Origin of the sequence: Aquimarina sp. MAR_2010_214 (assembly GCF_002846555.1) — a bacterium.
Classification (GTDB): domain Bacteria; phylum Bacteroidota; class Bacteroidia; order Flavobacteriales; family Flavobacteriaceae; genus Aquimarina.
The window spans coordinates 192,725-204,340 of sequence record NZ_PJMS01000001.1; the positions used below are offsets into that span (position 1 = coordinate 192,725).

General features: G+C 33.0%; 10 protein-coding genes. 5 read left to right on the plus strand and 5 right to left on the minus strand.

What is annotated here, in order from left to right:
* Nucleotides 1–361: 361 nt before the first annotated feature.
* Nucleotides 362–3,769, minus strand: coding sequence for a tetratricopeptide repeat protein (locus tag ATE84_RS00830; RefSeq protein WP_101445015.1), 3,408 nt, complete (start codon nucleotides 3,767–3,769; stop codon nucleotides 362–364).
* A gap of 312 nt (nucleotides 3,770–4,081) precedes the next feature.
* Between ATE84_RS00830 and ATE84_RS00835 the strand changes: the two genes are divergently transcribed.
* The 3 genes from ATE84_RS00835 (at nucleotide 4,082) to ATE84_RS00845 (ending at nucleotide 5,984) form a co-directional block, all read left to right on the plus strand.
* Nucleotides 4,082–4,666: an RNA polymerase sigma factor gene (locus tag ATE84_RS00835; RefSeq protein WP_101445017.1), complete on the plus strand. Its 585-nt coding sequence runs from the start codon at nucleotides 4,082–4,084 to the stop codon at nucleotides 4,664–4,666.
* Between the two features lies 1 nt (nucleotide 4,667).
* The gene (locus ATE84_RS00840) at nucleotides 4,668–5,405 is read left to right on the plus strand and encodes a hypothetical protein (protein ID WP_101445019.1); all 738 of its coding nucleotides are present in this window, start codon (nucleotides 4,668–4,670) and stop codon (nucleotides 5,403–5,405) included.
* A 336-nt stretch (nucleotides 5,406–5,741) separates the two neighbouring features.
* Complete coding sequence (locus ATE84_RS00845; protein ID WP_101445021.1) at nucleotides 5,742–5,984, plus strand: hypothetical protein; 243 nt, start codon at nucleotides 5,742–5,744, stop codon at nucleotides 5,982–5,984.
* A gap of 161 nt (nucleotides 5,985–6,145) precedes the next feature.
* Here the strand turns inward: ATE84_RS00845 and ATE84_RS00850 are convergent, their stop codons facing one another.
* The gene (locus ATE84_RS00850) at nucleotides 6,146–7,324 is read right to left on the minus strand and encodes an acyl-CoA dehydrogenase family protein (RefSeq protein WP_101445023.1); all 1,179 of its coding nucleotides are present in this window, start codon (nucleotides 7,322–7,324) and stop codon (nucleotides 6,146–6,148) included.
* Between the two features lie 534 nt (nucleotides 7,325–7,858).
* Between ATE84_RS00850 and ATE84_RS00855 the strand changes: the two genes are divergently transcribed.
* On the plus strand, nucleotides 7,859–8,176 hold the full coding sequence (locus tag ATE84_RS00855; protein WP_101445025.1) for a hypothetical protein: 318 nt from the start codon (nucleotides 7,859–7,861) through the stop codon (nucleotides 8,174–8,176).
* A 110-nt stretch (nucleotides 8,177–8,286) separates the two neighbouring features.
* Here the strand turns inward: ATE84_RS00855 and ATE84_RS00860 are convergent, their stop codons facing one another.
* Genes ATE84_RS00860 through ATE84_RS00870 form a run of 3 tightly spaced genes read right to left on the minus strand, consistent with a single transcriptional unit; the run spans nucleotide 8,287 to nucleotide 10,133 of the window.
* Nucleotides 8,287–9,000 carry a tRNA1(Val) (adenine(37)-N6)-methyltransferase gene (locus ATE84_RS00860; RefSeq protein ID WP_101445027.1) on the minus strand — a complete coding sequence of 238 codons (714 nt, stop codon included), beginning with the start codon at nucleotides 8,998–9,000 and terminating at the stop codon, nucleotides 8,287–8,289.
* Between the two features lie 59 nt (nucleotides 9,001–9,059).
* Nucleotides 9,060–9,584, minus strand: coding sequence for a ribosome maturation factor RimM (rimM, locus tag ATE84_RS00865; RefSeq protein ID WP_101445029.1), 525 nt, complete (start codon nucleotides 9,582–9,584; stop codon nucleotides 9,060–9,062).
* Between the two features lie 15 nt (nucleotides 9,585–9,599).
* Complete coding sequence (locus ATE84_RS00870; protein WP_101445030.1) at nucleotides 9,600–10,133, minus strand: 30S ribosomal protein S16; 534 nt, start codon at nucleotides 10,131–10,133, stop codon at nucleotides 9,600–9,602.
* 446 nt (nucleotides 10,134–10,579) lie between these two features.
* Between ATE84_RS00870 and ATE84_RS00875 the strand changes: the two genes are divergently transcribed.
* Nucleotides 10,580–11,419 carry a DUF6252 family protein gene (locus tag ATE84_RS00875; RefSeq protein WP_101445032.1) on the plus strand — a complete coding sequence of 280 codons (840 nt, stop codon included), beginning with the start codon at nucleotides 10,580–10,582 and terminating at the stop codon, nucleotides 11,417–11,419.
* The last annotated feature ends 197 nt before the right edge of the window (nucleotides 11,420–11,616 follow it).

Genomic DNA, 11,616 nt, shown 5'->3' on the forward strand with positions numbered 1-11,616 from the left:
CTTTTCTTTTAAAATCATTACTATACGAAGCCTTGTATGTGATACAAACTGATACAACTATTGGCAATCTATTGCTATTACTCGCCCCCGCTGCGAGGGAACCTTATCATGTTGCGGGGATTGGTTTTCCCCTTGCGGGGGAAGGTAGCGGTATGCCGATGGTCGATAAAAACAGTGCGAGGGAAGGTATCCCTGCTGTGGGGATTGATATCCATGTACCGATGGTCGATAAAACTAATGCGCGAAGAAGTATTCCACTATACTGACCTCAATGTCAGTCTAAGCCCTTCGATAAAATTAGGACAAGCACTGTCGAAAACGTTTTCAAACTTTAGACTTTAAAATTTATCATTTTACATTTTTAATTCTTTTTCCTCCTATACCAAAACAAACCTGCAAATACTAACACTATCAATACTCCAAAGATCCAATACAATAGGGTATCGTTTTCAAAAAGAATCGGCGACGAATCTCCTACCAAGTAAAATCCTCCCCAATAGAATGGTTGGGTACGATTGATATTGGCCGTAGCCAGGTATTGTAATTTGGCTTGCTGTAGTGCTTTCGCTTTATTCATCCCTGCTTTAAGATTTGTATAGAAATATTGCATCAATTCTGGGGTGGTTTGATCCGATACTTCCCAACTACTTAAGAGCAAACTCTTGGTACCTGCGTACTGAAAAGCACTTCCTAAACTCATAATCCCCTCTCCTTTAGCAATCTTACCGGTACCCGTATGACAGGCGCTAAGCACAGTAAGTTCTGCCGGAATATCGAGAGCAAATAATTCGTGACTATACAGCAGATTATCCTCTATCGTATCTTTACTTTTGGTAAAATAGAGTTTTGAGTGCTCTGGTCGCTCATTATCTACATCACCGTGCAATGCCAGGTGAAGTATTGCATATTGGCCTGCATTCTTCTTAAAGTTAGCCTCTATAGCTTGTGATCCATAATAATACTGCCCATCGATAATGTTAGAGATCGCTTTGATTTCTTTTCGCGTACCCGGAAGATCAATACCGGTATCTCTTAATGTAGCCAAACTCATCGTATTGGTCGTTATCGTACTATCTGAAAACGAAAAAGCAAGACACTCTTGTCGTTTTTGTATAGGCTGCTCACTTTTATCTTTGGCGAATAACAGATTGGCTGCATTGGCATAGGTAATCGCATATTCTTTAAGCAAATAGGATAAGTCTGGAGGATTATTTGCTGTATCTTTTTGGGTTAACAATAGCTCAAAATTTAGGTGCCATAATGGCCCATCGGGAATAATAATCAACTCATCACCTATACATGTGTTTGCTATGGGCGCTATAAGCGTATTATATAATGAATACCCTAATGTTTTGTATTTAGCTAAATTCTGCGAAATAATCGCTTCTCGTAATTGTTCTATGGAACCCTTAAGATTAGGAGTCTGTAGTTCTTGTACCGCAATCTTATCTTTTGAAATCGTAAAAGCATAGGTGAGACTATCTGAAGTAAAAAACTCGAGTAATGTTGTACTATCGTTTAGATGATGCTGAATATCACGAACCGTAACAATAGTATTCTCATGTTTAAGTTGATAATATTTAGGGTAGTTTTTTTCTAATACTTTAATTAATGAATCTTGTCTGGTATTAATATCAAATAATTTATTCTCATAACGTGTCATTTTTAAAGAATCTTTGTTACTTGCCTTTAAGTCGTAGGATGCTGTGATTTTAGATTGATAAAACGCTTTATCAATTCTTAGTTCTTTTTCTAATGCCACAAGATTTGCTGGTAATCCTGTAAAGTGTTTGGCATTAGCATCGGCAAGTAGTTCTTTTAAGGTATTGGCTTTACTTTTCTCTGCATAGTAAAAGGCTTTTTCTAAGGAGGATCGTTCTTTTTCTATGTTGTATAGTAGTAACTGTGCTCCTATCGCCCCCTGGTATACTGCCGCTGCTTTTTGAGCAAAGCGTACCTTATCTTGATAATTCGTATAGCTCTGTCTGATGGTATTGATAAGGACATCTGCATTTTGATACGTCTGGATTGCACTGTTAAGATCATCAATATCGTTACTTTCTTTATACAAGGCGGTATAGGTTTTGGCTTTTCCTAATAAAGAAGTTATTAGAATATCTAAGTTTAAGTATTGCTTTGGTTTAAAGGTTGCCCTAGTTTGAACATTAGATATAGTATTTGCCAGAACTGCTTTATCATAATACGTTAAACTGGTTGTAAACTCTTTTTGTGTAGCATATACTTTTGCAATATCGTTATACGACAGTGCAACTTTAGGGTGCTGCTTACCGAATATCTTTTGTCGTATCGTTAATGTGTTTTGATAATTATCCATAGCTTTACTAGGCTCTTCATTATCAAAATAAATATTTCCTAAACTAGTGTAAGAATCTGCCACAAAGGGGTTGTTTAATCCAAAAATAGCTGTTCTAATTTTTAAGGCTTTATTGGCATAGTATAACGCTTTATCATATTCCATTTTGAGAGTATACAACTCCCCAATATCATTATAGGATTCTGCTATCTGAGAGTTGTTTTGATCAAATAGCTTTGTCCGAATACTTAATGCTTTTTTATAATACAACAGCGATTGATCATACTCTCCTTTTAATCTATAAATATTACCGATATTATTATAATTGAGAGGAACAAATGGATGGTTTTCTCCTTTAACTTTCAGATTTCTGCGAAGAGCCTTTTTAAGATAGATCAAAGCTTTTTCATATTCTCCCTTATATTTATATACTATTCCAATATTATTATACATTGGGTTATTATATTTTTCGTCAGCTTTAGATATTTTATTTTTAATATCGATTGCTCGATTATAATAGTGTAACGCTATATCATATTCTCCTTTATACTGATATATAATACCTATTTTGTTGAAAGCATATACTATCTTAAAATGATTTTCTCCAAAAACACCAATTAATATTTTCAAGTATTCTTTATAATAGCTTAATCCTTTATTGTAATTACCCTTTTTCCTATATACATCTCCAATCACTTTAAAGGGTTTAGCTATTTCTTTCCAATTCTTATTAGAATGATTAACTTGAATAGATAGACTTTTATTCAGATACAATAATGCTATATCATATTCTTCTTTCCGATCATATACAAGGCCTATATTAAAACAAGAATCACTAATCTCAACATGATGCATACCTAATTGTTTCTTTCGAATAATTAAGGATTTTTGATAATAAGCTAGTGCTTTATTATAATCTTGTCGCATAAAAAAGATATTCCCCATATCTATGTAAGAATTCGCCATATCCAAGTGATCTTTTGAGAGAACTTCTTCCCTAACAGCAAGAGACTTTTGATAATATTCTAAACCTTTTTTATAATCTTTATTCTTCCAATAATAATAATCTCCAATGTTATCATACCCATATGCTTTTTCCCTATTATGTTCTGGTAGATATACTTTACATATTTCTAGACCTCTTTGCGCATTTTTATAGGATTTATCATAGGTTGCATTTCGTCTTTGGCCTTCAGAAATTTTATTATAACATCTGGCTACACGTTCCCAGGCGTTGGCCTTTTGATAGATGGGTAAGGCTTTCTTAAAATACACTACGGCACTATCTAGTTTTCTTGCAGTCAGCAATGTATCTGCTTTGGAAAAGTGTTGTGAGGCAACTGTCGTATCAATTACAGTTTGTGCATAGCCAAAAGCAGTATATAAAAACAAGAGACACTTTGTAAGATATAAAAGTGTGTTTTGTTGTTGTACAGATTTTATAGTGATCGTCATTATATACTATTAATGCGTTTTATTATTATTTATCCTATCGCTCGACGGAAATTCAAATTATATATCCTAAATGGATTCCGGTCTCGTTCTTCAATGGGATGCAAGTATTTCCTTTTCTCTTTCTCATGCTTTGTTATTCCTGCAATTTGTATCCTGTCAAAAAACAAGACTGAGATAATAACATTAATTGATTTCTGATAGATTCTTCAATTATCTTCTATACTATTAATAGCAAAGAAACTAAAATTGTTACTTTTACAACAATTTAACATTACCCAAAGGTAACAATCTGTTATTATAGTACATGAACCTATGAATACTACCAAGGACCACAAAATTTTGGAAGGTATTGTCACTGGAAATGAGGTGGTCATTACTACGTTTTATAGAAAAAACCTACCGTATATAAGACAATATGTCTTACAAAACTCTGGTAGTAGCGAGGATGCCGAAGATGTGTTTCAGGATGCTTTAATTTTGATATATCAGAAATTAAAAACAGATTCTCTGGAGTTACATTCTTCATTACGAACTTATTTTTATGGAGTTTGTAAAAATATGTGGAGAAACAGATTACGAAAAAACAAAAAAATGATCATCACCCAAAAATTTCCTGAGGATGCAGAAATAATTACCCCTATAGTTATCGAAGATATAGAATATAAAGAACGGGAGCATGTATATCGTAGACATTTCCTAAAATTAAGTAACACTTGTCGTGAAGTATTAAGCTTACTTTTTAAAGGAAATAGTATGAAAGATATTGCACGTATCACTGGATATTCTGAAGGATATACCCGAAAGAAAAAATTCGAATGTAAACGATATCTAATCGAAATGATTGAAAAAGACCCTGCTTATCAGGAGTTACAACTAAACCCTGAAAAAGAATTCTAGTATGGAAAGAACTCCAGAAATATTCGACAAGATAGAAGGGTATATTGCACATACATTACCTAAAGAAGAAATAATAGCTTTTGAAAAAGAATTAGCTACCAATCCAGAGCTACAAGAAGAAGTCGAAAAGCATAGGGTTCTGCATAAAACGTTAAGTGATCAGGATACTCTGGATTTTAAAGAAAAATTGATGAAAATCAGTGCTTCCATTAAAGAAGAACAGAGCAATTCTTCTGCTCCGGTATCTTCTTCATATTGGAAAATTGCAGCATCCATTGCTATACTTTTTGGTGTAGGAATGTTACTCTGGCATACATATACCAATCAGCATAATACTCAAGATTTATATGGTGCATATTACGAGCCTTTTCCTGTAGAAGACGTAATGCGGAGTAATACCAATACTGAAGTACAGAGGATTATAAAAAACTATGCTAAAGGTGCTTATGATTCTGTAGCCGTTGTATTAGAAAAACGTCCAAACTTAGATAACCAACTACAATTATATCTGGGTAATAGTTACTTAAATACTGATCAGGAAGAAAAAGCTGTTTCTTTATTTAAGGACATTAAGAGTAGTGGCAAATATTATGAAGTTGCTAAATGGTATTTATCGCTTACCTATTTGAAATTAAATACTCCTAAAAAAAGCATTCCACTGCTTAAAGAAATTATTACATATAATGGAGTTTATAAAGATAAAGCTATACGATTACTTGAAGCGTTAGAAAAAAAATAGACATTATTTCGCACGACCAATATCCATTTATAGTGACTGTTAGATTTCAAAAGAATACTAAAAACAAGACCAACACAAACCTGTGAGGCCTTATCCTTTTCACACCTCTTCCTTCATACTATTAACCTGAGTTCGATGTAAGGTTTTAATTTAAGAGAACGCCATCAAATTCAGAAAAACAATATCTATATCAATTATAAAAAAATAAGATAAATGAGGTAACAAAGTTATATGTCGAGACATAAACACATGAATTCTATATACTGATTAATTTAATAATTCAATCTTCACTCTAAAGAAACAATTATGAATGTTATCATCAAACACGTTGAGCTTATGAATCGAATCGACCAACTAATTCGTTTGAAAGCTACAGGGAACCCTGTAGAACTAGCAGAACGACTAGGAATTTCAAAAACAAAACTCTATCGCATCATCAACATTATGAAAGAACTAAATGCTCCTTTAGAATATGATGTCGACCTAAAAAGTTATGTCTATGTAAAAGCTGTGGGGTTTAAATTCGGTTTTTTTACAAAAGAAAGAAATACAAAAGAATTTCACTCTTCTGTGGGATAAAATCCTTATTTCACGTCTTACTTTTCAAATCTAATTATTTTCACACAAAAAACTAATACCTTAATATTTATATCACACTGAGTCTGTCGAGGACTATTTGTTATCACTTTTCAAATTATTTCGATAGACTCAGATAAATATTTTCACTTTTTAGAGAACTTCTATTTAAAAGCCGACATACCTGTAATATCCATTCCTGTAATTAGTAAATGTATATCGTGCGTTCCTTCATAAGTGATTACACTTTCGAGGTTCATCATATGACGCATGATACTATACTCTCCTGTGATTCCCATTCCGCCAAGAATTTGCCTTGCTTCTCTTGCAATCTTAATTGCCATTTCCACATTATTACGTTTTGCCATAGAGATTTGTGCACTAGTAGCTTTACCCTCGTTACGTAATACTCCTAATCGCCAAGCCATTAATTGTGCTTTGGTTATTTCGGTAATCATTTCTGCCAGTTTCTTTTGTTGCAATTGTGTTGCTCCAATAGGCTTATCAAACTGAACACGTTCTTTGGCATATCTCAATGCGGTATCATAACAATCCATAGCGGCACCAATCGCACCCCAGGCAATACCATATCTTGCAGAATCCAAACATCCCAACGGCGCACCAAGACCACTTTTGTTAGGTAATATATTCTCTTTTGGCACTTTTACATTATCAAATATCAATTCTCCTGTAGCAGAAGCACGAAGCGACCATTTATTATGTGTCTCTGGAGTTGTAAACCCTTCCATACCACGTTCTACTACAAGGCCATGGATTCTTCCTTCTTCATTTTTGGCCCAAACCACTGCAATATCAGCAAAAGGCGCATTAGAAATCCAAAGTTTAGCACCATTAAGTAAGTAATGATCTCCGTTATCTTTAAAATTAGTCGTCATCCCGCCAGGGTTTGATCCATGATCAGGTTCTGTAAGACCAAAACATCCTATAAATTCTCCAGATGCCAGTTTAGGTAAGTATTTTTTTCGTTGTTCTTCAGAACCATATTTCCAGATCGGATACATCACCAATGAAGATTGCACAGAAGATGTAGATCGTACACCAGAATCTCCTCGCTCAATCTCCTGCATGATTAAACCATAACTAATCTGATCTAATCCAGCACCACCATACTCTTCAGGTATATAAGGCCCAAACGCCCCTATTTCTGCAAGTCCTTTAATAATCTGTGTAGGAAATTCTGCTCGCTGCGCAAAATCTTCTATAATAGGAGATACTTCACGTTTTACCCAACTACGAGCAGCATCACGAACCATTTTATGTTCATCACTTAATAACTCGTCAATCTGATAATAATCTGGTGCCTGGAATAAGTCTGGTTTCATGCGTCTATTATTTATTATTTTTTCAATGGTCAGATGGAATTTTCATAATAATCAGTTAGATTCTGATGAAATTCTCAATATGCTCATTTTGTTTTTTAAGGTATTTTCTAAATTACTGCGTATAAGCACAAAACAAATGTAGGTAATGCTAAAAAAGCAAGCAATTTTTTCGACATTTTTAAAAAGATTGATCATTCTACTATTGTATTTATTGTTTTTTGATCAAAAAGATATCCAAATACATTATTTTATTGTATTCATTATAATGACAAAGTCAATCTAGCGCATTACAGAAGCCAAAACTTACCTTACCTACCAAATAAAAAATTTGTGTATAATTTCCGCAGTTCACTCCTTTTTTCTACACAAATAAGGTGTGATAAAAGAAAAAATATTAATTCACAAAATTCACAAAATTCTAAAAATCAATTATTTACATTTAAAAACAGCGTTTCTAACTTCTTCTGGCATAATTATTCTATATATAAACACATAACCGTTTAAAAATTTATTAAAACTAAAATTATAATAACAATGAAAAATTTATTTGTATTACCGGTATTGGCTTTTGGATTATTAGTAGGAACTCAAAACATGAACGCTCAGGAAGTAGCTTCTAATGAAGACACAGAAGTAATTGCTCCTGTTCAGGAAAAATATATAGACCTAGCTGTAGAAAATTTACCTCAACCTGTTCTTGATGCTGTTGCAAAAGATTATGCTGGTGCGACTATCGAAAGCGCTGGAGCTAAAGAAGATGCTTCAGAATTTAGATTAGTATTGAAACAAGGGGATAAAGAAATGGAAGTTTTCTGTGATGCAGAAGGAAAATGGATTTCTAAGAAAGGATAATTCCTTAATGATATTTAAAAAAAGGTTTAATTTATGGTGATATGAATTAAACTGTAGAGTGATTGAATTTAGAAAAAGGAAGATATATATGTCTTCCTTTTTTTTATAAATCACATTTTTAGATAAAACGCTTTAGTAAGATTCATATAGGCATCGGTATACTGATGGCGTTTCGTTTCTATAATCAATTCATCAACTTCGATATCCATTTGATCACGACCAAACAACATCAGGCTTCTTTTAATTCCTGAAACAGGTGTCCCTTTTACCCTTGTGATCTTTTGCGGAAACAAAGTTACCTGTGTGGCTATATCAATAATACGTGATTCTTCTTTATATGGTATAATCACTGCAAATCGTCCCTTATCTGATAAAAGCCTTGATGCCCCAACTAAAAGATGTTCAAAAGGTAAAGCATCTTCGAATCTAGCCATATCTCGTTTGGTATCAGAAGTTTTATAGTCCTCTACATAAAAAGGAGGATTACTGATTATCAAATCATACTGATCATCGATTTCTGTTACAAACTCTTGAAATGAAGCATGATAACAAAATAGTCTGTCTCCCCAGGCTGACATTTCAAAATTTTCGACTGCTTGTTCATAAGTATCTGCATCGATTTCTATAGCGTCAATAACCTCTGCTTGAGATCGCTGTGCTGTCATTAAAGCGATTACTCCTGTTCCTGCTCCTATATCAAGAATTGAAGACACAGTGCTACTAATCGGAACCCAAGCTCCAAGTAGTACTCCATCTGTACCTACTTTCATAGCACATCGATCCTGGTGAATCGTAAAGTCTTTAAATACAAAAGGTTTAGTCATACTTTTACTATTCGTCGAGAAATATGGATCTCGACATTTACCGGAATGGTAAAATAAAATTAAAGATACAAATCAATGAGTCCTTCTGGAGTATGAACGGTTATCGTTTTCGATTCTCTATCAATTTTATCAATAAACTCATCATTCATAGGAATAAGAATCTCGACACCATTACGATCAATCTCGAATAAAGCTTGAGCCGTTGTATCATTAATAGCTTTAATAATTCCTACTTCTCCAAAAACAGAATCAACAATAGTAAAACCAATTATTTCATGGTAATAAAACTGAGTTCCTTCAAGTTTTGGCAATAATGCAAGTGGTAAGTACAACTCTGTCTTCATGAGGTCGTCTGCACCTTCTTCTGAATCTACATCCTCAAATTTTATACGTAGTAAATCACTTTTATGTAGCGAACATCTTTCAATAAAAAATGGAACCAGATTATTGTTATAATTAACAAATACCGATTCCATTTTCGTATAACTTTCGGGTTCATCGGTATCTAGTTTAACCAATACCTCACCCCTAAAACTAAATTTACTTACGATTTTACCTAGATAGAAGCATTCTTCTTTCTTCATCGTGAATAATTACAACTATTCTTCTTCGTTGTTAGCTTCCTCTGTTACTTCTGCTTCTGCAGTAGCTTCGACAGCTTCTTCCGCTTCAGCAGCAGTTTCTTCTGCTTTTGCAGCAGCTTCACGTTTAGCATTTACTTCTTTTTCAGCTTCCAAAGCTTTAGCTTTTTCCACTGCTTCAGCTTTTGCTAACGCATCTTTCTTAGCATCAACAGATCCTTCTTTTTCTGATACCCAAGCCTGATATTTTTCTTCAGCTTGTTCTTCTGTTAAAGCACCTTTTCTTACTCCACCAGCAAGGTGATTTTTTAATAAAGCTCCTTTATAAGATAAGATAGCTTTTGCAGTATCAGTTGGTTGTGCACCATTCTGTAACCACTTTACAGCTCCATCAATATCCAAGTCAATACTTGCAGGATTTACATTAGGGTTATAAGTCCCTAATTTTTCAAGAAATCTACCATCTCTTTTTGATCTAGCATCTGCTGCTACGATCCAGTAAAAAGGCTTTCCTTTTTTACCGTGTCTCTGTAATCTAATTTTAACAGGCATATATAAATTAATTTTTGGGTACTCGACCCTATTCATAATTAAGGGCGCAAAGATAATTATTTTTAATCAATTCAAATCAATAAATAAAAGTTTATTCTCTATTACATAATCATTTAATATAAACAATGCTTACATAAAACTGGATTTATCAGAAAATACACCTTTTTATCCTACTTTTCATTATACGAAAATTGAATTTTATGCATTTCATCGATAAAATATGCTCTTTTTTGATAAAAAATTAATTTTTTACGATTAAAAATAGAGTCAAAAACATTTTTTACAGCTATTTTTCAATATAAAAAGCAATGTTTTGTGTATTTCATCGATAAAATATGTTTTTTTTCGATAAAAAAGTTGACTCTTAACATTTTAACTATATATTTGTAGATGTAAACATATTTTACGGTTTTTCCGTAAAAAAATCATATTAAAGCCCCAAGCCTATGATTAAAAAAATTACCCCTCTATTAGCAGTAATCTGCCTTTTTTCAGCTTCATGCTCTACAGATATCGAAATAAACACACCAGCTTTACAAGCAAAAATTGACGGTGAGTTGTTTAGATCATCTATTAAAAATGCTGTTATTTATGATGATGGAACATTAGTAATATCAGGAAGCTCGGGAGACAAATCCATTAGCTTTACAACTACATCTACTAATGTTGGAACTTATAAAACAACTCTTAAAACCATAAGTAAAGCTAGTTTTCAAAAAAATAAAATAAAATTCATTTCTAAAGACGGAGAAACCAAAGGTGAAGTATTAATAACAGAAGTGTATAATAATGAAATTTCTGGAAATTTTCATTTTAAAAACCTAAAAGATGACAATGGCAATCCAATGAATTTTAACAATGGATGGTTTTATAGATTACCATTAGAAAATGGTACAATTGAAGAAGAAGTAACTCCAACAATTAATCCTTGCTTACTTAATGCTTCTTTAACTGCCGTGGTTAATAATACAGAAATGATTACCGATAATCATACAGCCAAATTATTTGGTGTAGATAACGCTTCAATTCTCATTACAGCTACCAATGAAACCGAAGAAATTAACATCGTATTTCTAGCAGATGTAGCACCAGGAACATACCCATTAACCGGATCTGGAAATTATAGTGCCTCATACGAAGTAAGAAATGACAAGTCTTCTGCATTGTCCGGAACTCTTGTTATCACCAATCACGATATCGAAACCAAATGTATTACTGGAAGTTTTGAATTTGAAACCAGAAGTGGTTCTCAAATATCAGAAGGTTCCTTTGATTTTGGTTATTAATATAATTACCCCTAAATAATTATATCACTTGACTTTGCCGATAAAAAGTGATCATTTATGAAATGATCGCTTTTTGTCATTTTCCTATTTTCTTGTGTCAACTACACTTAAAAACATAGTTAATAATTCTGGATAACTTTTCAAAAATTAAAGTATCATTTTGGTTATTTTTGAAAGTCCTTTGTAAGGGATAATTT